Annotated in this window: 19 protein-coding genes; 15 read left to right on the top strand and 4 right to left on the bottom strand. The window is 63.9% G+C overall.

Annotated features, from left to right (window positions below; translation table 11 throughout):
• Positions 1-147: 147 nt before the first annotated feature.
• Entirely contained in the window at positions 148-465 is a 318-nt protein-coding gene (locus ACXHGZ_RS02140; RefSeq protein WP_480462149.1) for a Rieske (2Fe-2S) protein, read from the top strand.
• On the opposite strand, the gene sfsA is transcribed toward ACXHGZ_RS02140, so the two are convergent.
• Together sfsA and ACXHGZ_RS02130 are read right to left on the bottom strand one after the other, a co-directional pair.
• Positions 455-1,168 (bottom strand): DNA/RNA nuclease SfsA, encoded by a 714-nt coding sequence (gene sfsA, locus ACXHGZ_RS02135; protein ID WP_224457900.1) that lies wholly within the window; start codon positions 1,166-1,168, stop codon positions 455-457. The two genes, ACXHGZ_RS02140 and sfsA, sit on opposite strands and share 11 nt — an antisense overlap.
• Complete coding sequence (locus tag ACXHGZ_RS02130; protein ID WP_480462147.1) at positions 1,168-2,340, bottom strand: pyridoxal phosphate-dependent aminotransferase; 1,173 nt, start codon at positions 2,338-2,340, stop codon at positions 1,168-1,170. Before ACXHGZ_RS02130 ends, sfsA begins: the two co-directional genes overlap by 1 nt.
• 211 nt (positions 2,341-2,551) lie before the next feature.
• On the opposite strand from ACXHGZ_RS02130, the gene dksA reads away from it, so the two are divergent.
• The 13 genes from dksA (at position 2,552) to ACXHGZ_RS02065 (ending at position 21,384) form a co-directional block, all read left to right on the top strand.
• A complete protein-coding gene (gene dksA, locus ACXHGZ_RS02125; protein WP_084855459.1) occupies positions 2,552-2,998 on the top strand; it encodes an RNA polymerase-binding protein DksA in 447 nt (148 codons plus the stop codon).
• Positions 2,999-3,060: 62 nt separating this feature from the next.
• A complete protein-coding gene (gluQRS, locus tag ACXHGZ_RS02120; protein WP_480462145.1) occupies positions 3,061-3,948 on the top strand; it encodes a tRNA glutamyl-Q(34) synthetase GluQRS in 888 nt (295 codons plus the stop codon).
• A gap of 256 nt (positions 3,949-4,204) precedes the next feature.
• Positions 4,205-4,381 carry a hypothetical protein gene (locus tag ACXHGZ_RS02115; protein WP_003250005.1) on the top strand — a complete coding sequence of 59 codons (177 nt, stop codon included), beginning with the start codon at positions 4,205-4,207 and terminating at the stop codon, positions 4,379-4,381.
• Complete coding sequence (locus ACXHGZ_RS02110) at positions 4,365-7,340, top strand: sensor histidine kinase (RefSeq protein ID WP_172402961.1); 2,976 nt, start codon at positions 4,365-4,367, stop codon at positions 7,338-7,340. Before ACXHGZ_RS02115 ends, ACXHGZ_RS02110 begins: the two co-directional genes overlap by 17 nt.
• A 4-nt stretch (positions 7,341-7,344) precedes the next feature.
• Entirely contained in the window at positions 7,345-8,802 is a 1,458-nt protein-coding gene (locus tag ACXHGZ_RS02105; protein WP_480462143.1) for a sigma-54-dependent transcriptional regulator, read from the top strand.
• 849 nt (positions 8,803-9,651) lie between these two features.
• The gene (locus tag ACXHGZ_RS02100; RefSeq protein WP_084855463.1) at positions 9,652-11,040 is read left to right on the top strand and encodes a polynucleotide adenylyltransferase PcnB; all 1,389 of its coding nucleotides are present in this window, start codon (positions 9,652-9,654) and stop codon (positions 11,038-11,040) included.
• Positions 11,041-11,042: 2 nt separating this feature from the next.
• A complete protein-coding gene (gene folK, locus ACXHGZ_RS02095; RefSeq protein WP_084855464.1) occupies positions 11,043-11,522 on the top strand; it encodes a 2-amino-4-hydroxy-6-hydroxymethyldihydropteridine diphosphokinase in 480 nt (159 codons plus the stop codon).
• 251 nt (positions 11,523-11,773) lie between these two features.
• On the top strand, positions 11,774-12,574 hold the full coding sequence (gene panB / locus ACXHGZ_RS02090; RefSeq protein ID WP_084855465.1) for a 3-methyl-2-oxobutanoate hydroxymethyltransferase: 801 nt from the start codon (positions 11,774-11,776) through the stop codon (positions 12,572-12,574).
• Complete coding sequence (panC, locus tag ACXHGZ_RS02085) at positions 12,571-13,434, top strand: pantoate--beta-alanine ligase (RefSeq protein ID WP_084855466.1); 864 nt, start codon at positions 12,571-12,573, stop codon at positions 13,432-13,434. The genes panB and panC overlap by 4 nt, the downstream gene beginning before the upstream one ends.
• 228 nt (positions 13,435-13,662) lie before the next feature.
• The gene (gene pgi / locus ACXHGZ_RS02080) at positions 13,663-15,327 is read left to right on the top strand and encodes a glucose-6-phosphate isomerase (protein ID WP_480462140.1); all 1,665 of its coding nucleotides are present in this window, start codon (positions 13,663-13,665) and stop codon (positions 15,325-15,327) included.
• Positions 15,328-15,533: 206 nt separating this feature from the next.
• Positions 15,534-17,468 (top strand): acetate--CoA ligase, encoded by a 1,935-nt coding sequence (gene acs / locus ACXHGZ_RS02075; RefSeq protein WP_480462138.1) that lies wholly within the window; start codon positions 15,534-15,536, stop codon positions 17,466-17,468.
• A 30-nt stretch (positions 17,469-17,498) separates the two neighbouring features.
• A complete protein-coding gene (locus ACXHGZ_RS02070) occupies positions 17,499-18,368 on the top strand; it encodes an oxygenase MpaB family protein (RefSeq protein WP_480462136.1) in 870 nt (289 codons plus the stop codon).
• Positions 18,369-18,447: 79 nt separating this feature from the next.
• Positions 18,448-21,384 carry a DUF748 domain-containing protein gene (locus ACXHGZ_RS02065; protein ID WP_480462134.1) on the top strand — a complete coding sequence of 979 codons (2,937 nt, stop codon included), beginning with the start codon at positions 18,448-18,450 and terminating at the stop codon, positions 21,382-21,384.
• 347 nt (positions 21,385-21,731) lie between these two features.
• On the opposite strand, the gene ACXHGZ_RS02060 is transcribed toward ACXHGZ_RS02065, so the two are convergent.
• On the bottom strand, positions 21,732-22,145 hold the full coding sequence (locus tag ACXHGZ_RS02060; RefSeq protein WP_084855470.1) for a VOC family protein: 414 nt from the start codon (positions 22,143-22,145) through the stop codon (positions 21,732-21,734).
• 60 nt (positions 22,146-22,205) lie between these two features.
• Here ACXHGZ_RS02060 and ACXHGZ_RS02055 point away from each other — a divergent pair, with 60 nt between their 5' ends.
• A complete protein-coding gene (locus ACXHGZ_RS02055) occupies positions 22,206-22,520 on the top strand; it encodes a heme-binding protein (RefSeq protein WP_084855471.1) in 315 nt (104 codons plus the stop codon).
• A 106-nt stretch (positions 22,521-22,626) separates the two neighbouring features.
• Here ACXHGZ_RS02055 and ACXHGZ_RS02050 read toward each other — a convergent pair whose 3' ends face one another.
• Positions 22,627-22,974, bottom strand: coding sequence for a BON domain-containing protein (locus ACXHGZ_RS02050; protein WP_084855472.1), 348 nt, complete (start codon positions 22,972-22,974; stop codon positions 22,627-22,629).
• Positions 22,975-23,204 lie beyond the last annotated feature (230 nt).

The raw sequence follows: 23,204 nt of genomic DNA, 5'->3' as shown, positions 1-23,204 counted from the left end.
TTCCTTTGCAGAGGGCGGGCCACACGCTTGTCGCAGGCAGCGGAACTGCGCACCATAGACAGCCGGACGCAGCGAATGCGAGCAATTTGATAATTATTCGCATTGAAGCGTCAAGCCATCCCTTTGTTACACGAGTCGTCTGCATCGATGCATTTTCTCTGCGCTTCACCCGACCTGGCCGAAGGTACCAGCCGCGCTTTCAGCGTAGCCGGCGAGCACCTGTTCGGTGTGCGCCGCCAGGGCCGGGTCTATCTCTACCGCAATCGCTGCCCGCATCGCGGCATCCCCTTGAACTGGGATGCCGATGCCTTTCTCGACGACAGTGCCAGCCTGATCCATTGCGCCCACCATGGCGCATTGTTCCTGATCGAAAGTGGTGAATGCGTGGCCGGCCCTTGCGAGGGCGAGCAGCTGGACGCCCTGGGCTGCCTGGAAGACAGCCAGGGCATCTGGCTCAAGGCGTGAGCAACACCGGCAATGGCCGGTCGATGACGATCTGTTCGGCATCCAGCCGGGTACCGTAGGCCAGCACTTCGACGCCATCCGCCACTGCAGCCCGCAACGCCTGCGCATAGGCCGCGTCGATCTCCTCGGCCGGGCGCACCGCCTCCACGCCGGTGAGGTTGACGCAGTACAGCTGCACTGCGCGAATACCTTGGCGCGCCAGCGCCGCCAGCTCGCGCAGATGCTTGGCGCCGCGCTGGGTCACCGCATCGGGAAAGGCGGCAATCGGCGTATCCGGGTAGCCCAGGGTAACGCTCTTGACCTCCACGTAGGCCGGCCCGTCCGGAAACTCCAGGCGAAAGTCCACCCGGCTGCCTTCCTCGCCATAGGCCACCTCGCGCTTGAGCGCGGTGAAGCCGGCCAGCTCGGCGATCTGCCCACCGCGCAGGGCCTCCTCCACCAAGGCATTGGCCCGACCGGTGTTGACGCAGGCCAGGCGTCCCTGGGGCGTCTCGCTGATTTCCCAGGTGCCCGGCAGCTTGCGCTTGGGGTCATTGGAGCGGCTGAACCAGACCTGCCCGCCCTCGCGCATGCAATTGAGCATGGACCCGGTATTCGGGCAATGGATGGTCAGTTGTTCGCCACTGGCCAGTTCGATATCGGCCAGGAAGCGTTTGTAGCGGCGCAGCAGGCGCGCCTGTTCAAGTGCGGGAAAGAACAGCATCAGCCTTGCCAGCTCTTCAGGCCACGGGCAATGCGCTGCACCGCCTCCTCCAGGCGCGGCAGGCTTTGGGTATAGGCGAACCGTACGTGGTGGCCGGCCTGGTGGCGGCCGAAGTCCAGGCCGGGGGTGAAGGCCAGGTGCTCGGTCTCCAGGAAATGCCGGCAAAACGCGAAGGCATCACCGCCGAAGGCGCTGATATCGGCGTACAGGTAGAAGGCGCCCTGGGGCTCCACGGCAATGCCGAAGCCCAGCTCGCGCAGGGCCGGCAGCAGGTAGTCGCGTCGCCGGCCGAACTCGGCCCGGCGCTCCTCGAGGATGGCCAGGGTCGCAGGCTCGAAACACGCCAACGCTGCGTGCTGGGCCATACTGGGCGCACTGATGTAGAGATTCTGAGCGAGTTTTTCCAGGTCGCCCACGGCACTGGGAGGCGCTACCAGCCAACCGAGCCGCCAGCCCGTCATGCCGAAGTACTTGGAAAAACTGTTCAGGACAAACGCCTGGTCGTCCACTTCCAGCACGCTGGGCGCGTCCATGCCATAGGTCAGGCCGTGGTAGATCTCGTCCACCACCAGGTGCCCGTGGCGTTCACGGGTGGCCTTGGACAGGCTGGCCAGCTCGGCGCGGTCGAGGACCGTGCCAGTGGGGTTGGCCGGCGAGGCCACCAGCGCACCGACGGTGTCTTTGTCCCAGTAGCGCTCGACCAGGTCGGCAGTGAGCTGGTAGTTGACCTCCGGCCCTACCGGCACCAGCTGCGCCCCACCTTCGACCAGCCGCAGGAAGTGCCGGTTGCAGGGATAGCCAGGGTCGGCCAACAGCCAGTGCTTGCCCGGGTCGACCAGCAGGCTGCTGGCCAGCAGCAGTGCACCCGAACCGCCCGGGGTGACGAGGATGCGCTCCGGGTCCACGCTCACGCCATAGCGCTGGGCATAGAAGCCGGCGATCGCCTCGCGCAGCGCCGGCAGGCCACGCGCCGCGGTGTAGCGGGTGTGGCCTGCGGCCAATGCCGCCTGGCCTGCAGCCACGATGGGTTCCGCTGTGGTGAAGTCCGGCTCGCCGATCTCCAGGTGGATGACATCATGGCCGGCCGCCTGCAGCTCATTGGCGCGCGCCAGCAAGGCCATGACGTGGAAGGGTTCGATGGCGCGACTGCGCGCACTGTGTGGCTGAGCCATGGGCCTTCTCTCAATTGGGTCTAAACTGGTGATTCTACCTCTGCGCGGCATCGAACGTGCGGCTTGCGTCGCTGTCAACACCTAGGATCGGGCGGGGTAGCGCACCCCCGATCTATCTGGTAAGTTCGGCGGCTCGCAGTCGCAGGGCCGGCGGGTGCCGGAGATGGAGCAGCCTGCGCATTGGATCAGATGAGTAAGAGGCGGTCTATTCATGTCCACCGTAGAAAAGCAAAAAGCCGGTCAGACCATGTACGGTGTCGAACCCTACGTCGAAACCAAGGGTGAAGAGTACATGGGCGAGCCCATGAAACAGCACTTCACCAAGCTCCTCAGCGCCTGGAAGCAGGAACTGATGACCAGCGTGGATCGCACCGTGGATCACATGAAGGACGAAGCGGCCAACTTCCCCGACCCGGCCGACCGCGCCAGCCAGGAAGAAGAATTCGCCCTGGAACTGCGTAACCGTGATCGCGAGCGCAAGCTGATCAAGAAGATCGACAAGACCCTCGACAAGATCAAGGAAGACGAATACGGCTGGTGCGATGCCTGCGGCGTCGAGATCGGCCTGCGTCGCCTGGAAGCCCGCCCGACCGCCGACCTGTGCTTCGACTGCAAGGAGCTGGCGGAGAAGAAGGAAAAGCAGGTCGGCAAGGCCTGACCTGATTCCCACCTGAACGGGGCGCTCGAGGCGCCCCGTTTCATTTATATAGCCTGTACCCCATGAACGACTCCCGCTACATCGGACGCTTCGCCCCTACGCCCAGTGGTTTTCTGCATTTCGGCTCCCTGGTCGCCGCCCTCGCCTCGTGGCTCGATGCACGCGCGGTGGGCGGCCGTTGGCTGCTGCGCATGGAAGACACCGACCCACCACGGGAAATGCCCGGCGCCCGCGATGCCATCCTGCAGACCCTGGAGCGCTACGGCCTGGAGTGGGATGGCGAGGTGGTATTCCAGAGCCAGCGGCACGACGCCTATGCCGCCGTGGTCGACCGCCTGTTCAATATGGGCCTGGCCTATGCCTGCACCTGCTCACGCAAGCAACTGGAGGCGTACAACGGCATCTACCCAGGCTTGTGCCGCAACGCCGGGCATGCCCAAGAAGGGGCCGCGATCCGCTTGCGGGTACCGGAGCTGACCTACCGCTTCACCGACCGGGTGCAAGGCGAATTCCAGCAACACCTGGGCCGCGAGGTGGGCGATTTCGTCATCCAGCGCCGCGACGGGTTGTATGCGTACCAGTTGGCGGTGGTGCTGGACGATGCCTGGCAGGGTGTCACCGACATCGTGCGCGGCGCCGACCTGCTCGACAACACCCCACGCCAACTGTACCTGCAGGAGCTGCTGGGCTTCTCGCAGCCGCGTTACCTGCACATTCCGCTGATCGTGCAGCCGGATGGGCACAAGCTGGGCAAGTCATACCGCTCGCCGCCGCTCGAGGCCGACCAGGCAACGCCCTTGCTGTTGCGGGCCTTGCGTGCGCTGGGGCAGGACACCGAGCCTGCCATGGCGAGTGCTAGCCCCGCCGAGGTATTGGCTGTCGCCCGGCAACGCTGGCGACCAGAGGCGATTGCACGGCAACTGAGCGTGCCTGAGGCTGACCTGCACTAATACAGCGGACACGATCGATGTAGGAGCGGCCTTGTGCCGCGAAAGGCTGCAGAGCCGCCTCTGACGTCAAGGACCTGGGGCCGCTTCGCGCCCCATCGCGGCACAAGGCCGCTCCTACAGAGGGCGTGCAGGCTGAAAAACAAAAGGCCAATAAATTCAAACCCTTGGCTAACCCTATCGATTCCCGCTAGCATCGCCCCAGCCATTTGCGCCAATAATAAGTCCAAGCCCGCAGCGCCCAATCAACGAGGCCAGCATGTACATCTATCGTTTGGTCCTGCTTCTGGTCGTGGGGATCTACCTCTTCTCCCCGGCCATCATGGACTGGTGGATCGAGCCGACCGGTGCCTGGTACCGCCCCTACCTGCTCTGGCTGATCCTCATCGTCGTCACCTTCATTCTGCAGAGCCAACGAGATGCCGATGAGCTTTAGCCTGACCCAGATGATCCTGATCAGCGCCGCCTACCTGCTGGTGCTGTTCGGTGTGGCCTGGATCAGCGAGCGCGGGCTGATCCCGCGCTCGATCATTCGCCACCCGCTGACCTACACCCTGTCTTTGGGCGTCTACGCCAGTGCCTGGGCCTTCTACGGTTCGGTAGGCCTTGCCTATCAGTACGGCTATGGCTTCCTGGCCTGCTACCTGGGGGTGTCCGGCGCCTTCCTGCTGGCCCCGGTGCTGCTCTACCCGATCCTGAAGATCACGCGCACCTACCAGCTCTCGTCACTGGCCGACCTGCTGGCGTTTCGCTTTCGCAGCACCTGGGCCGGCGCGCTGACCACCATCTTCATGCTGATCGGCGTGCTGCCGCTGCTGGCCTTGCAGATCCAGGCGGTCGCTGACTCGATCAGCATTCTCACCGGTGAGCCGGTCAAGGCACGGGTGGCCTTTGCCTTCTGCGCGCTGATCATTCTGTTCACTATCTTCTTCGGCTCGCGCCACATCGCCACCCGCGAGAAGCATGAAGGCCTGGTATTCGCCATTGCCTTCGAATCGGTGATCAAGCTCCTGGCCCTGGGCGGCATCGGCCTGTACGCGCTGTATGGGGTATTCGGCGGCCCGCACCAGCTGGAGGTCTGGCTGTTGCAGAACCAGACCGCCCTGGCCGCGCTGCACACCCCGCTGCAGGAAGGCCCCTGGCGGACCCTGCTGCTGGTGTTCTTCGCCTCGGCGATCGTCATGCCGCACATGTATCACATGGCCTTCACCGAGAACCTCAACCCGCGCTCGCTGGTCAGCGCCAGCTGGGGCCTGCCGCTGTTCCTGCTGCTGATGAGCCTGGCCGTGCCGCTGGTACTCTGGGCAGGGCTGCGCCTGGGCGCGAGCACCAACCCCGAGTACTTCACCCTGGGCCTGGGCATCGCCGCCGACAACCCAGCGCTGGCGCTGCTCGCCTACGTGGGCGGGTTGTCGGCCGCCAGTGGCCTGATCATCGTCACCACCCTGGCGCTGTCTGGCATGGCGCTGAACCACTTGGTGCTGCCGCTCTACCAGCCGCCGGCCGAAGGCAACATCTACCGCTGGCTGAAGTGGACCCGTCGGGCCCTGATCGTGGCCATCATCACCGCCGGCTTCGTGTTCTACCTGACCCAGAACAACCATCAGAGCCTGGCCAACCTAGGCATCGTCGCCTTCGTCGCCACCTTGCAGTTCTTGCCTGGCGTGCTGTCGGTGCTGTACTGGCCGACCGCCAACCGACGCGGCTTCATCGCCGGCCTGATGGCCGGTATCGCGGTGTGGATGGTGACCATGCTGCTGCCGCTGCTGGGCAACCTGCAGGGCTTCTATATTCCCTTGCTGGACATGATCTATGTGCTGGACGACACCAGCTGGCACATGGCCGCCATCGGTTCGCTGGCAGCGAACGTGCTGCTGTTCACCCTGATCTCGCTGTTCACCAACGCCAGCAGCGAAGAGGTCAGCGCCGCCGAGGCCTGTGCCGTCGACAACGTCCGCCGCCCGCAGCGTCGGGAGCTGCACGCCGCCTCGCCCCAGGAGTTCGCCACCCAGCTGGCCAAGCCGCTGGGCGCCAAGGCGGCGCAGAAGGAGGTGGAGCAGGCCCTGCGCGACCTCTACCTGCCCTTCGATGAACGCCGCCCCTACGCCTTGCGCCGCCTGCGCGACCGCATTGAGGCCAACCTGTCCGGCCTGATGGGGCCAAGCGTGGCCCAGGACATGGTCGAGACCTTCCTGCCGTACAAGTCGGGCAACGAGAACTACGTCACCGAAGACATCCACTTCATCGAGAGCCGCCTGGAAGACTACCACTCGCGCCTGACCGGCCTTGCCGCCGAGCTCGACGCCCTGCGTCGCTACCACCGCCAGACCCTGCAGGAGCTGCCGATGGGCGTCTGCTCCCTGGCCAAGGATCAGGAGATCCTGATGTGGAACAAGGCCATGGAGGAATTGACCGGTGTTGCCGCCAAGCATGTGGTCGGCTCGCGCCTGGTCACCGTCTCCGAGCCCTGGCGTGGGCTGCTGCAGAACTTCATCAATGTCCCGGACGAACATTTGCACAAGCAGCGCCTGGCCCTGGACGGCCAGACCCGCTGGCTGAACCTGCACAAGGCCGCCATCGCCGAGCCACTGGCACCGGGCAACAGCGGCCTGGTGCTGCTGGTCGAGGACCTCACCGAGACCCAGGCCCTGGAAGACAAACTGGTGCATTCCGAGCGCCTGGCGAGCATCGGCCGCCTGGCCGCGGGCGTGGCCCACGAGATCGGCAACCCCATCACCGGCATCGCCTGCCTGGCGCAGAACCTGCGCGAAGAACGCGAAGGCGACGGCGAGATCATCGAGCTGTCCAGCCAGATCATCGAGCAGACCAAGCGCGTCTCGCGCATCGTGCAATCGCTGATGAGCTTCGCCCATGCCGGCGGCAGCCACCAGAACAGCGAGGAGCCGGTATGCCTGGCCGAGGTGGCGCAGGATGCCATTGGTCTGCTGGCGTTGAACCGGCGCAATTTCGAAGTACAGTTCTTCAACCTTTGCGACCCGGACCACTGGGTCGAAGGTGACCCGCAACGCCTGGCCCAGGTGCTGATCAACCTGCTTTCCAACGCCCGCGACGCATCCCCGCCCGGCAGTGCCGTGCGTGTGCGCAGCGAGGTCAACGAGCACACCGTCGACCTGGTCGTCGAGGATGAAGGCAGCGGGATCCCGAAAAGCATCATGGACCGTCTGTTCGAACCCTTCTTCACCACCAAGGACCCGGGCGAAGGCACCGGACTTGGGCTTGCTCTGGTCTATTCCATCGTGGAAGAGCATTATGGGCAAATCACCATCGACAGCCCCGCCGATATCGAACGGCAGCGTGGCACCCGGATCCGCGTGACCCTGCCCCGGCATGTCGTAGCGACGTCCCCTGAAATTCGAGACCGTCGAGAGAATTGAATCAATGCCGCACATTCTGATCGTCGAAGACGAAACCATCATCCGCTCGGCCTTGCGTCGACTGCTCGAGCGGAACCAGTACCAGGTCAGCGAAGCCGGCTCGGTGCAGGAAGCCCAGGAACGCTTCAGCATTGCCACCTTCGACCTGATCGTCAGCGACTTGCGCCTGCCCGGCGCCCCGGGCACCGAGCTGATCAAGCTCGGCCAGGGCACGCCGGTACTGATCATGACCAGCTACGCCAGCCTGCGTTCGGCGGTCGACTCCATGAAGATGGGCGCGGTGGACTACATCGCCAAGCCTTTCGACCATGACGAGATGCTCCAGGCGGTGGCGCGCATCCTGCGCGACCGGCAAAACGCCCCGGCACCTGCCGCGGCCATCGGCGGCACCGAGCCTCGGGCCAACGGCAAGCCCGTCGTCTCCGACAAGGGCAGCCCTGCCCCGGCTACCGGCGAGATCGGCATCATCGGCTCGTGCCCACCCATGCAGGACATGTTCAGCAAGATCCGCAAGGTCGCGCCCACCGACTCCAATGTGCTGATTCAGGGCGAGTCCGGTACCGGTAAGGAGCTGGTCGCCCGCGCCCTGCACAACCTGTCGCGTCGGGCCAAGGCCCCGATGATCTCGGTGAACTGCGCGGCCATTCCGGAAACCCTGATCGAGTCGGAACTGTTCGGCCACGAGAAGGGTGCCTTCACCGGCGCCAGCGCTGGCCGTGCGGGCCTTGTCGAAGCGGCCGACGGCGGCACCCTGTTCCTCGACGAAATCGGTGAATTGCCACTGGAAGCCCAGGCCCGCCTGCTGCGCGTGTTGCAGGAGGGCGAAATCCGCCGGGTCGGCTCGGTGCAGTCGCAGAAGGTCGACGTGCGCTTGATCGCCGCGACCCACCGGGACCTGAAGAACCTGGCCAAGGCCGGCCAGTTCCGCGAAGACCTTTATTACCGCCTGCATGTCATTGCGCTGAAGCTTCCGGCCCTGCGCGAACGCGGCAGCGACGTCAATGAAATCGCCGACGCCTTCCTGGCCCGGCAGAGCGCCCGTATCGGTCGTGACGACCTGCACTTCTCCACCGAAGCAGAGCAAGCCATCCGCCATTACAGTTGGCCGGGTAACGTGCGCGAGCTGGAAAACGCCGTGGAGCGCGCGGTGATTCTCAGCGAGAGCTCGGAAATTTCCGCAGATCTGCTGGGCATCGACATCGAGCTGAGCGGCCTGGAAGACGAAGAAGCCTTCGATATCGCGCCAGCCGCCCCGGGCGCCAACGCCAACAATGCGAGCCATGAGCCGACCGAGGACCTCTCCCTGGAGGACTACTTCCAGCACTTCGTCCTCGAGCACCAGGACCACATGACCGAGACCGAACTGGCCCGCAAGCTCGGCGTCAGCCGCAAATGCCTGTGGGAGCGCCGCCAGCGCCTGGGCATTCCACGGCGCAAGAGCAACGCCACCAGCGATAACTGATCCTTCCTGGGCGGGAACACAGCTTCCCGCCTCTTTCTCTGCTCGTTCTCGATACCGCAATCGCGGGACAAGCCCGCTCCCACAAGGATTGTTGTGCCCGACGGCCCCTGTGGGAGCGGGCTTGTCCCGCGATTGGGCGGCCCTGCTGCCGCAAGGGCATGGGCATGGGCATGGGCAAGGGCTCCCTCCTGCGCCGAAATCTGTTACCCAACCTGCCCAGCCGTAACATCCACCGAGGCGTACGGTAACGAAATTTCCACATTTCCTGCCTTCCAGATCCTGTACACACCTCTCAAACCCCTGATTTTGCTGGCTTTTGAAAAGTTGGCACGGCACCTGCTATATCTTTGGTACAAGAACAATAACAAGCACTGCAATCCAGAATAAGAACAAGACGAAACGGCTCACGCACAATAAAAACAAGACGGCGGAGGCGCAGCTAACTGATTCTTTTGGAGAGGAGTTGTGTTTGGGGCTTGCCCCACAACCAGGCAGAGAACAATAAAAACTGCACTAAAAAGCAGCGCCTGAACTGGTTGGATCGGTTGATCAGCATAACATCAGCGACCAAAGCAATCCGTTTGCTCTTCACCCCCGGGTTGGGGGTCGTCCACAAGCTTCGAGATTTGTGGGCAGGGCATTCAACAAAAACAAGAAGCCCGGCAGAAAAACAATAAGAGCACGCAACGACTTTCCTGGGGAGCTTCGGCTCCCCATGTCGTTTCTACCCCCCGCAGCGACACCTGGGCGTACCGCCTACACCATTCCCAGAGTAAATGCTAGAATCCCCGCCCATCATGCGGCCATTCTCCTATTCTTGGCCGAACATTCCTTCAAACAGTGCATCCCATGCTGAAGAAGCTGTTCCAGTCGTTCCGCCCTCCCCTTCGTGGCCAACACCACAGGCGCACCACGCCTGAAGTGATCAACAAGAGCCAGCACTCGCTGCAGCGCAGCCAGTTCAGTCGCCACGCGGTGAGCATCGTCGAGCGCCTGCAGGGCGCCGGCTACCAGGCCTATCTGGTCGGTGGCTGCGTGCGCGACCTGCTTTTGGGTATCACCCCAAAGGACTTCGATGTCGCCACCAGCGCCACCCCCGAACAAGTGCGCGCCGAGTTCCGCAATGCCCGGATCATCGGCCGGCGCTTCAAGCTGGTCCATGTACACTTCGGCCGCGAGATCATCGAAGTCGCGACCTTCCGTGCCCACCATTCCGAAGAAGACCAAGGCGACAGCCACCGTTCGTCGCACAACGCCAGCGGGCGCATCCTGCGCGACAACGTATACGGCACGCTGGAGGACGACGCGCAGCGTCGTGACTTCACCATCAATGCCCTGTACTACGACCCGGTCAGCGAGCGCGTCCTCGACTACGCCAATGGCGTGCATGACATTCGCAACCGTCTGCTGCGCCTGATCGGCGACCCGACCCAGCGCTATCAGGAAGACCCTGTGCGCATGCTGCGGGCCGTGCGTTTCGCCGCCAAGCTCGACTTCGGTATCGAAAAGCACACCGTGCAGCCGATTCGCGAACTGGCACCGCTGCTGCGCGAAATCCCGCCCGCGCGCCTGTTCGAGGAAAGCCTCAAGCTGTTCCTCTCTGGCCAGGGCGCTATCACCTTCGAAATGCTGGTCGACCTGCAACTGTTCGACCCACTGTTCCCAGCCAGCGCCCACGCGCTGGAAGAACGCCCGACCTACACCCATACCCTGATCAGCCAGGCCTTGGCCAACACGGACCTGCGCGTCAAGCAGGGCAAGCCGGTAACGCCGGCGTTTCTGTTCGCCGCCCTGCTCTGGCCAGCACTGCCCGGTCGCGTCCTGTACCTGCAAAGCCAGGGAGTACCGCCGATTCCGGCCATGAACGGCGCAGCCCACGACCTGATCGCCGAGCAATGCCAGCGCATCGCCATACCCAAGCGCTTCACCCTGCCGATCCGCGAAATCTGGGACATGCAGGAACGCCTGCCACGCCGCAGCGGCAAGCGTGCCGACGTGATGCTCGACAACCCGCGCTTCCGCGCCGGCTACGACTTCCTGCTGTTGCGCGAAAGCGCCGGCGAGGAAACCGATGAGCTGGGCCAATGGTGGACCGACTACCAGGACGCCAACGACAGCGAGCGGCGCGAAATGATCCGTGAGCTGGGCAGCCGCGACGACGCCTCCGGCGCCGCTCCACGCAAGCGCAAGCGCAGTGGCAGCAAACGCAAGCGCAGTAATGACGAGGCCTGGGACTGAGCATGACGGTGCGCGCCTATATCGGCCTGGGCAGCAACCTCGATGCCCCCGCCGACCAGCTGCGCAGCGCCCTGCAGGCGCTGGACCAGATCGCTGACACCCGCCTTGCCGCGGCCTCGGCGCTGTACACCAGCGACTCGCTGCTGCCCGGCCAGCCGCGCTACACCAACGCGGTAGCGGCCCTCGACACCGGCCTCGCGCCGCTGGACCTGCTCGATGCCCTGCAAGGCATCGAGAACGACCAGGGCCGGGTACGCAAGGAACGCTGGGGCCCGCGCACCCTCGACCTGGATATCCTGTTGTTCGGCGAAGAAGTGATCGACGTGCCGCGCCTGAAAGTGCCGCACTATCACATGCAAGCCCGTCCGTTCGTGCTCTACCCGTTGGCCGAACTGGTGCCCGCCGACTTTCGCCTTGCCGACGGCCGCAGCCTGGCGCAACTGCTCGAAGCCTGCCCCTTCGTGGGCCTGGAACGCCTGTAAATCGGGCGTTCCGGCCATCGGTAACGCCAGTAACACCCTGATCGTAACAATGCGGTAACAGGGTGATTGACTTCCCCCCCCTCGCTCACGACTATAGGCGTCCCGTGGCACTAAAGTGCCGCCTCATTGACCGATTTAGGCTCGGACGGACCTGTGCCCAAACATCACGCGCGATGATGTGCCGCTCCGAAAGATGATTACACGCGTTGTACGCAGTCGTTTTTCACAGCGCCTGAACGAGGATTTCCTACATGCCTGAAGTAACCCTGACCACTCTGCACGGCCTCAAGGCCAAGGGTGAGAAAATCGCCATGCTGACCTGCTACGACGCGACCTTCGCCAAGGCCGCCAGCGAGGCCGGCGTGGAAATACTGTTGGTGGGTGACTCCCTGGGCATGGTCCTGCAGGGCCATGACAGCACCCTGCCGGTGACGACCGCCGAGATGGCCTACCACACCGCCTGTGTGAAGCGCGGCAACAGCGGGGCGCTGATCCTCGCCGACCTGCCCTTCATGGCCCACGCTACACCCGAACAGGCCTTCGCCAACTGCGCCACCCTGATGCAAGCCGGCGCCCACATGATCAAGCTCGAGGGTGCCGCCTGGCTGGCCGAAACCATCCGCCTGCTGGCCGAGCGCGGCGTGCCTGTGTGCGCGCACATGGGCCTGACGCCACAGTCGGTCAACGTCTTGGGCGGCTACAAGGTCCAGGGCCGCCAGGAAGCCCAGGCGCGGCAGATGCGCGCCGACGCCATCGCCCTGGAACAGGCCGGCGCGGCCATGCTCCTGCTCGAATGCGTACCCAGCGAGCTGGCGGCGGAAATCACCCAGGCCGTGAGCATTCCGGTCATCGGCATCGGCGCCGGCAGCGCCACCGACGGGCAGGTGCTGGTATTGCACGACATGCTCGGCCTTTCCCTGAGCGGCCGCGTGCCGAAGTTCGTGAAGAACTTCATGACCGGCCAGCCGGACATCCACAGCGCCCTTGCCGCCTATGTCGCGGCGGTCAAGGACGTCAGCTTCCCAGGCAGCGAACACGGGTTCAGTGCATGAATACAGTCAAGACCGTCCGAGAACTGCGCGCCGCCGTGGCGCGCGCCCGCGGCGAAGGCAAGCGGATCGGCTTCGTGCCGACCATGGGCAACCTGCACAGCGGCCATGCCGCCCTGGTAACCAAGGCGGCCCAACGCGCCGACTTCGTGGTCGCCAGCATCTTCGTCAACCCGCTGCAGTTTGGCGCCGGCGAAGACTTGGACAAGTACCCGCGTACCCTGGCAGCCGACCAGGAGCGCCTGCTCCAGGCCGGCTGCCACCTGCTGTTCGCTCCGGGCGTGGAGGAAATGTACCCCGACGGCATGGCAGTACAGACCCGTGTCAGCGTGCCGCAACTGTCCGAAGGCCTGTGCGGCGCCAGCCGGCCCGGCCACTTCGAAGGCGTGGCCACGGTGGTCAGCAAATTGTTCAACATGGTCCAGCCGGACCTCGCCGTGTTCGGCGAGAAGGACTATCAGCAACTGGCGGTGATCCGCGCCATGGTGCGTGACCTGAACATGCCGATCCAGATCATCGGCGAGCCTACCGTGCGTGCCGAAGACGGCCTGGCACTGTCGTCGCGCAACGGTTACCTGAGCCCAGAGCAACGTGCCGCCGCGCCTGCGCTGTACCGTACCTTGAGCGCCATGGCCGAGGCCATCCGCAGGGGCCAGCGTGATTTTCCTGCGTTGATCGCCGATGGCCAGGCTCAGCTGGTGGCTGCCGGGTTCCGCCCGGACTACCTGGAAGTGCGCCATGCCCTGACTTTGCGCCCGGCAATGGTCGACGACCGTGATGTGGTGGTGCTGGCCGCCGCGTACATGGGCACGACGCGGTTGATCGACAACCTGTACGTGCATCTGGACGAAAAGACCGCATAACGCCCGACATCATGTGGGAGCGGGCTTGCCCCGCGATTCGGCCCGGCCCGATATCACCGCCGCTCCCACAAGAGATCGCGCCGCGGCCTTGTATCGCGAAAGGCGCACATGGCGCCTCCGCCCCCCATTCCCCCCGCGCCACCAATGCCTATAATGAGGGCCGGCCTGCAACTGGCAGCCACGGCCTGATGTCCAAGGCCAGACCACGCACCAAGGAAAGCATCCGCAATGGCGTATTACCGTACTCCCCACGATGTGACGGCGCTGCCCGCCTGGCAGGCGCTCCAGCAACACCGCGACGCCATGCAAGGTTTCAGCATGCGCGAAGCCTTCGCAGCCGATCCCAAGCGCTTCGACCAGTTTTCCCTCAGCAGTTGCGGCCTGTTCCTCGACTACTCGAAGAACTTGATCACCGAGCAGACCCGTGACCTGCTGGTGGACCTGGCCAATGAAGTGGGCCTGGCGGACGCGATCAAAGCGATGTTCAGCGGCGAGATCATCAACGCCTCCGAAGGTCGCCCGGTACTGCACACCGCCCTGCGCCGCCCAGTAGGCGACAAGCTCAGCGTCAATGGCGTCAACGTGATGCCCGAAGTGCACAAGGTGCTCAACCAGATCACCGAGCTGGTGGGCCGCATCCACGACGGCCTGTGGCGCGGCTACAGCGAAAAGCCGATCACCGACGTGGTGAACATCGGCATCGGCGGCTCGTTCCTGGGCCCGGAGCTGGTCTCCGAGGCGCTGCTGCCCTACGCCCAGCGCGGCGTGCGCTGCCATTACCTGGCGAACATCGACGGCAGCGAATTCCACGAGCTGTCGGCCAAGCTGCGCGCCGAGACCACCTTGTTCATCGTCTCGTCGAAGTCGTTCAACACCCTCGAGACCCTGAAGAACGCCACTGCCGCACGCACCTGGTACCTGGCCCAGGGCGGCTCCGAGGCCGAGCTCTACCGCCACTTCATCGCCGTATCGAGCAACAAGACCGCTGCCGTGGCCTTCGGTATCCGCGAAGAGAACATCTTCCCTATGTGGGACTGGGTGGGTGGGCGCTACTCGCTGTGGTCGGCCATCGGCCTGCCGATCGCCCTGGCCATCGGCACGGCCAACTTCAAGGAACTGCTGTCCGGTGCCTACACCATGGACCAGCACTTCCAGAACACCCCGTTCGAGAAGAACATGCCGGTGCTGCTGGCCTTGCTGGGCGTATGGTACGGCAACTTCTGGGGCGCCCAGAGCCACGCGATCCTGCCGTACGACCACTACCTGCGCAACATCACCAAGCATTTGCAGCAATTGGACATGGAGTCCAACGGCAAGAGCGTGTTGCAGGACGGCACCCCGGTGAAGACCGAAACCGGCCCGGTGATCTGGGGCGGTGTCGGCTGCAACGGCCAGCACGCCTACCACCAGTTGCTGCACCAGGGCACCCAGCTGATTCCCGCCGACTTCATCGTGCCGGTGGTGAGCTTCAACCCGGTGGCCGACCACCATCAATGGCTGTATGCCAACTGCCTGTCCCAGAGCCAGGCGCTGATGCTCGGCAAGACCCGCGTGGAGGCCGAAGCCGAGTTGCGGGCCAAGGGCCTGAACGAAGCGGACATCGAGAAGCTCGCACCGCACAAGGTGATCCCGGGCAACCGCCCGAGCAACACCCTGGTGGTCGAGCGCATCAGCCCACGTCGTCTCGGGGCGCTGGTGGCCATGTACGAACACAAGGTGTTCGTGCAGAGCGTCGTCTGGGGTATCAATGCCTTCGACCAGTGGGGCGTGGAATTGGGCAAGGAGCTGGGCAAGGGTGTATACCAGCGCCTGGTCGGCAGCCTGGAAGACAGCGCCGAGGATGGCTCCACCCAGGGTCTGATCAACTACTTCCGCGGCCGCCACCGCGGCTGAACCAACAGGCCCAATCGCCCCGTGCAGAGTCGCACCTGTGGGAGCCGGCTTGCCGGCGATTGGGCCATTGCTCCCCGGAACACCTTCGCGGGCTACACTGTCCAATCGAATAGCCGTTGCACCTCATCCTGCCGGCGATCATGTCATTGCCTTGCGTATCGGGATGTCGTGCAGTCCATCGCCCGACAAGAGCAGGACCACCCGCCATGTTCGATATCCGCGACTACCCCCAGGCCCTGGCCGTCAGCCAGTCCGCACGCCTTTCCCCCGACGAGTACCGCCGCCTCTACCGTCAGTCGGTCGAAGACCCCGACAGTTTCTGGGCCGAGCAGGCCAAACGCCTGGACTGGATCAAGCCCTGGCGCCAGGTGCAGCAATGCGACCTGAGTACCGGCGCGGCGCGCTGGTTCGACGGTGGCCAGCTCAACGTCAGCTACAACTGCATCGACCGCCACCTGGCCACCCGAGGCGACCAGACCGCGCTGCTCTGGGAAGGTGACGATCCCAAGGACGCCAAGGCGATCAGTTACCGCGAACTGCACCGCCAGGTCTGCCGGCTGGCCAATGCCCTCAAGGCCCGGGGCGTGAAGAAAGGCGACCGGGTGTGCATCTACATGCCCATGATCCCTGAGGCGGCCTATGCCATGCTCGCCTGCGCACGCATCGGCGCCATTCATTCGGTGGTGTTCGGCGGCTTTTCGCCCGATGCCCTGCGTGACCGCATCCTCGATGCCGACTGCCGCACGGTGATCACCGCCGACGAGGGCGTGCGCGGCGGCAAACGCATCCCGCTGAAGCAGAACGTCGACAAGGCCCTGGCAAGCTGCCCCAATGTGGCCAGCGTGCTGGTGGTACGCCGCACCCGGGCCGACGTCGCCTGGAGCGAAGGTCGCGATCTGTGGTACCACGATGCGACGGAACAGGCCGGTGACGACTGCCCTCCCGAGCCCATGGACGCGGAAGACCCGCTGTTCATCCTCTATACCTCCGGCAGCACCGGCAAGCCCAAGGGCGTGCTGCACACCACCGCCGGCTACCTGCTGCAGGCCGCCCTCACCTTCGAGGTGGTGTTCGATTATCGTGACGGCGAGGTGTTCTGGTGCACTGCCGATGTCGGCTGGGTCACCGGGCACAGCTATATCGTCTACGGCCCTCTGGCCAACGGCGCGATCTCGCTGATGTTCGAAGGCGTGCCTAACTACCCGGACAGCTCGCGCTTCTGGCAGGTGGTGGACAAGCATCAGGTGAACATTTTCTATACCGCCCCCACGGCCTTGCGCGCCCTGATGCGCGAAGGCGAGGCGCCGCTGCAGGGCACGTCGCGGCAAAGCCTGCGCCTGCTGGGCAGCGTGGGCGAGCCGATCAACCCGGAAGCCTGGGAGTGGTACTTCGAAGCAGTCGGGCAGAAACGCTGCCCCATCGTCGATACCTGGTGGCAGACCGAGACCGGCGGCATCATGCTCACCCCGTTGCCCGGCAATACACACCTCAAGCCAGGCTGTGCTACCCAGCCGATGTTCGGCGTGCAGCCGGTGCTGCTGGACGAGAAAGGCAAGCTGATCGATGGGCCAGGTGCCGGCCTGCTGGCAATAAAGGCCAGCTGGCCTGGGCAGATCCGCAGCGTCTATGGCGATCACCAGCGTATGGTCGATACCTATTTCAAACCCATGCCTGGCTACTACTTCACAGGTGACGGCGCCCGTCGCGATGCAGACGGTGATTACTGGATCACCGGGCGCGTGGACGATGTAATCAATGTCTCCGGCCACCGCATCGGCACAGCCGAGGTGGAAAGCGCATTGGTGCTGCACGACAGCATCGCCGAGGCCGCCGTGGTGGGATACCCTCACGACCTCAAGGGTCAAGGCATTTACGCCTTCATCACGCCCATGAACGGTGTTACCCCGGACGACGCGCTCAAGGCCGAGCTGCTCGCCCTGGTCAGCAAGGAGATCGGCAGTTTCGCCAAGCCGGAACTGATCCAGTGGGCCCCGGCCCTGCCCAAGACCCGCTCGGGCAAGATCATGCGGCGTATACTGCGCAAGATCGCCTGCAACGAGCTGGACAACCTGGGCGACACATCGACCCTGGCCGATCCAGGCGTGGTCCAGGGGCTGATCGACAAACGCCTCAACCAGTAGATGGCCGCCATGGCGGCCTGCAGGACCGCCATGGAAGCCCTACGTCGCCGTATCGAAACCCAGGTCATGAGCCTCACCGGGCTGGCCCTCGGCCAGCTCGACCTGGAGTCGCCCAAGGGTGACCCAGGGCTGTTCGGCCCGCAGAGCGTCAGTTGGCAGGTGCACGGCGACTTCCCCAGCATGCTGGTTGGCGGCATCAGTGCCCTGATGCTGCAATTGCTGCACCCCCTGGCGCTGGCCGGGGTGTGGGATCACTCCAACTTCCGTCACGACCTGCTCGGCCGCCTGCGCCGCACCAGCCAGTTCATTTCCGGCACCACCTTCGGCTCGACCCGCGACGCCCAATGGCTGATCGACAAGGTCCGCACCATTCACCTGCAGGTGGTCGGCACCGCGCCCGATGGTCGCCCTTATGCGGCCAGCGACCCGGACCTGCTGACCTGGGTGCATGTCGCCGAGGTCAGCAGCTTCCTCGCCGCCCACCTGCGCTACCGCAACCCCGGCCTGTCATGTGCCGACCAGGATGCCTACTACGACGAGATCGCCCTCATCGCCGAACGCCTCGGTGCCCGGGAGGTGCCACGCTCGTGCCAGCAGGTCGAGCACTACCTGCAGCGCATGCGCCCGCAGCTCCAGTGCGATGCACGCAGCCATGAAGTGGTGAAGATCCTGCTCGACGCCCCCGCCCCCAGCCGCATGGCCGAGCCGGTGGGCAAGTTGATGCTCCATGCCGGCATCGACCTGCTGCCCGACTGGGGCCGCAGCCTGCTGGGCCTGCACCAGGGCCCGCTGCAGCAGCGCCTGATCCGCCTGGGCATCAAAGGCACCGCGCCCGTGCTGCGCTGGGCCATGCGCGACGGGTCCGCGCATCGCGCGCGGCGACGCATGGGTATCGAGTAAGGTATTTTGGTCGTTTCGTCGGAACCGTTTTAACGTGCCATACTCCAAGGCACCTCGCTTCAGACAGATGACGCCTTACATGCCCAAAGGATTGACTCGCGCCCTCGGCGCCTTGCTGGCCATCGTTGCCTCTTACAGCCTGCTTGGCTTTCTCATTCTCCCCGGTGTCGGCCTGCGTATCGCCAACCAGCAACTGGCGCAATACGCCACGGTGCCGGCGCACTTGCAGCGCATCGAATTCAACCCCTTCAGCCTGGAGCTGACGCTCTGGGGCCTGCAGATCGGCGAGCCCGGCAAGGAACAGGTCGGCTTCGAACGCCTGTACGCCAACCTCTCGCTGGACAGCCTGTGGACCAAGGCCCTGCACCTGGATGCCGTGGAGCTGGACAAGCCACGCAACGAAGTGCTGTTCGCCAAGGACGGCAGCCTGAACCTGACCCAGCTGTTCAAGCTGCCGGCCAGCGAGCCCAAGCCCGACGAGCCGCCCAGCGATCCCTTCCCGCTGCGTATCGGCAGCATCAAGCTCAGCGAAGGCTACCTGCATTTCCAAGACCTGCGCCCCAGCGAGCCCATCGAGTTCCTCTACGACTCCATGAACCTGGAGCTGAAGAACCTCAGCACCCTGCCGGACGACAACGCCGACATGACCTTGGTGGCCAACGGCCCCAACGGCGGGCGCATCGACTGGAACGGTACCCTGAGCCTGGCCCCCATCGCCTCCGAAGGCACCCTCAAGGTCACCGAAGGCCGAATGAAGTCCTTCTGGCCCTATGTACGCGATGCCGTCCCGCTGGTGCTGGAAGATGGCGTGGTGAGCCTCGATACCCACTACAAGCTCAACCTCGCCAAGGAAACCGAGCTGCTGCTGGACAAGACCTCGCTGCGCATCGCACCGTTCGCCATCAAGGCCCCTGATGGCCGCCAACTGGCGCGCCTGGCCAGCCTGGATGTCAGCGAGACGTCCATCGACCTGGCCAGGCAGCAGGTAATCGTAGGCAAGGTCCGCAGCGAAAAGCTGGAGACCTGGGCCGCCTTGGAACAGGATGGCCAGCTCGACTGGCAGAAGCTGTTCGCCAGCCAGCCGGCCAAGGCCACCCCGAAGGAAAAGGCCGAGCCCGCCGCCGCCGAACCGAGCGACAAGGAAAAGGCCGCCAAGGCGCCGAGCAAGCCCTGGCAGGTGCTGCTCAAGGATGTACAACTGCGCAACTACCAGGTCCACCTGGCCGACCGCAGCCAGAAGGAGCCGGTGGCGCTGGATGTCGGCCCGCTCAACCTGGACCTGCAGAATTTCGACAGCCTCAACCAGTCGCCATTCACGCTCAAGCTGGACACCGGCGTGGGCAAGCAAGGCAAGCTGCAGGCGGCAGGCCAGGTCAACCTGGCCCCGGTCACGGCCAAGCTCGAAGTCAGCACCCGCGACATCGACCTGCGCGTGGCCCAGGCCTACATCAGCCCCTATATCCGCCTGGAACTGCGCAGCGGCATGCTCGCCAGTGACCTCAAGGTCGACCTCAAGAGCACCGAACCGTTGGCCTTCACCGTTGGCGGCAAGGCCCAGGTCAGCCAGCTGCATACCCTGGACACCATCAAGGACCGGGACTTCGTCAAATGGCAGCAACTGGACCTGAGCGGCCTGTCCTACATTCATGGCGACGCCCTGTCGATCGACAAGGTGAGCCTGCTGCAGCCCTATGCACGCTTCATCATCAACGAAGACCGCACCACCAACGTCGACGACCTGCTGATCCCCCAACCGGCGGGTACACCGAGCAGCGGCCAGGCCAAACCGGCCAGTGCGAGCAATGAAAAGCCGCTAGGCATTCGTATCGGGCAGATCGACATCAACGATGGTTCGGCCAACTTCGCTGACCTGACCCTCACGCCCAACTTCGCCACGGCGGTGCAGCAGCTCAACGGCCAGATCGGCACCATCGACAACCGCAAGCCAGCACCGGCCAAAGTGGACGTCAAGGGCAAGGTCGACCGCTACGCCCCGGTCACCATCAAAGGGGCGCTCAACCCGTTCAATCCTCTGGCGAGCCTGGACATCGCCACCAGCTTCAAGCGGGTCGAGCTGACCACCCTGACGCCCTACTCCGGCAAGTTCGCGGGCTTCCGCATCCGCAAGGGCCGGCTCAACCTCGACCTGCACTACCTGATCACCAACGGCCAGCTCAAGGCCGAGAACAAAGTGGTGGTCGAGCAGTTGCAACTGGGCGAGAAGGTGGACAGCCCCGATGCCGTGGACCTGCCGATTCGCCTGGCGGTCGCGCTGCTCAAGGATACCGAGGGCAAGATCTCCATCGAGCTGCCGGTTTCAGGCGACCTGAACAACCCTCAGTTCAGTGTCATGCCGATTGTCTGGCAGACCCTGCGCAACCTGGTGCTGCGCGCGGCCCAGGCACCGTTCAAGTTCATCGGAGGGTTGATCGCCGGCGGCGGCTCGGAAGACCTTGGCACCGTAAAATTCGCGCCCGGCTCCAGCGAGCTCAGCGGCGATGCCCAGTCGGCCCTGGACAAGCTCGCAGCGGCCCTCAAGGAACGCCCGGAACTGCGCCTGGAGATCGAAGGCACCAGCGCCCAGAGCAGCGACGGCCCCTTGATCGCCCAACAACGCCTGGAGCGTGAATACCAGGCCACCTGGTACAAGATGCTCCAACGCCGCGGTGACAAGGTACCGGCCAATGCTTCGATGCTGGTGGTCGACGACAGCGACAAGCCGGCCATGCTCGAAGGCATCTACCGCAATCGCCTCAAACAGCAGCCTCCGGCCGAATGGAAAGAGCTCGGCCGCGAGGAGCGTGCCGTCAAGCTGCGCGATGCGGTGATCAAGTCCTGGGCCGAAAGCGCAGCACTGCTGCGCACCCTCGGCCAAGAGCGCGCCAGCAGCATCAAGGATTACCTGGTGGACAAGGGCCAGCTGGAGGATGACCGGGTGTATTTCCTCGATACCACCCTGGGGCAGGCCGAGAGCGATGGGCAGGTCATTACGCCAATGCACCTGGATGCCGAGTAGGGATCAGCGGCATTTCTCGTCCAGAAGCGTGTCATTTTCGCGAGTAAACCCGCTCCCACAGGATTTTGCGCAACCCTGTGGGAGATTACCCAGCCCTTTGGGCTGCGCTGTCGCGCAGAGAACAAGCGGCCGATGCTTGCCCCTGTGGGAGCGGCGGTGCGGCGGTCCGACTTGTCCCGCGATCAAGGGCGAAGCCCTTGCCAGGCGACGGTGATATCGGGCCCGGCCTAATCGCGGACAAGCTGACCAGATCAAGCCCGCTCCCACAGGGTGCAGCAAATCAAATGGTCATGCGTTGTTCTATGAGAGCGGGTTCACCCGCGAATCTCATTGGCAGTCCTTTTCCTTCAGACCAACCGCTGCCCGGACACCGCCGGGTGATACAGCGGCTGCACCTTGTTACCTGCCGGGTCGAGCACATGGAAGCTGCGCGCTCCATCGCCGTGGTCGAACGGGCGGTCCAGCAGGGTCACGCCATGGGCTTTGAAATAGGCGTACCAGGCATCGAGTTCTTCCACGCTGTCGACGATGAACCCGTAGTGGTCCATGGTCTGTAACCCATTGGCCGCGCCTGCGGCACGCCCCAGGGACAGGTTATCGTTACCGCAAGTCAGGTACACCAGGTCTTCATGGGCACGGTGCAGCACCTCCATGCCGAGCAGGTCGACGTAGAAACGCTCGCACTCCTCCAGATTCGGGACCAGCAGGGCCAGATGGCGCAAGCCATTCAGGCGGCCAGGACGGACGGGTAAATCGGACATGGACTCGGCTCCTATTATGTATACAATTTGAAGCCGAATTTAAAACAAAAGGATCGCCCTGTGTACAGTTTGTTCATCAAGACCCGTGTAAAACCCGGTAGCGCCGAAGCCTTTCTTTCGGCCATCAAGGTCAATGCCGCCGCTTCGGTGGCCAACGAGCCGGGCTGCCTGGTGTTCGATGTGTCCCAGGACCGTGTCGATCCCGAGGTGATCTATCTCTACGAGATCTACCGTGATGACGCAGCGTACGAGGCCCATACCCAGACGGCCCATTTCCGCGACAGCAGGCCGCTGGTCGAGCCGTTGATCCTTGAACAGGAATGCTTCGAGAGCGATGTGATCGCCTTCAACCCGGTGCGCCTGGGCGGGGAGTGAGCGCAGGCGCTGCCCCTGCCCTTGACGCAACACAAGGCCGCTCCTGCAGACAGAAACGGCCTTGTGCGAAGGGGTGGCCAATTCCGTTTGGCCGACGGGACATGCCTTATTCGGCTTTCAGGCCATCAGCGGATACGGCCTGCACACCCTTGATCTTCTTGGTGATGGCGATCGCCTGCTCTTTCTGCGACTGGGTAATGGCCACGTCGGAAGACAAGGAGACCACGCCTTTGTTGGTCTCGACCTTGATGTCGCTGCCAGGGATGCCTTTCTCTGTCATCAGGTCGGCCTTCACTTTGGTGGTGATCCAAGTGTCTTTGGTTTCTTCCTTGGCCTTGGTCATTTCACCGGCCGCCAGCGTCATTGGCTGGGCGGGTTGCTGGGCGAATGCCGCATTAGCCATGGTCAGGGTCAAGGCGGTGGCAGTAGCGGCAGCAATGGCGAATTTCTTCATGTGAGTCACTCCTGTTGTTCGAAAGGCCTGCGCCGTCGTTCCTGGCAGCAGGTGTGAATACCATTGCACGCGCTGTGCCAGCTTTCCCAGATTAGCAACCTCTTTAAAATTAACTACTTAAAATGGATGACAAACAAATGCCATCGTGCAATTTGCAACCCGGGGCAAAATCCTGCATGCAAGATGCAAGCGGGCAAAGTAAAAATCGAGGCGAAAAAAAAAGAGCCCCG

It is taken from the genome of Pseudomonas shiyinii, assembly GCF_056725765.1.
Note: the sequence above shows the minus strand (reverse complement) of the source record. Positions and strands in the feature narration are given on the sequence as shown.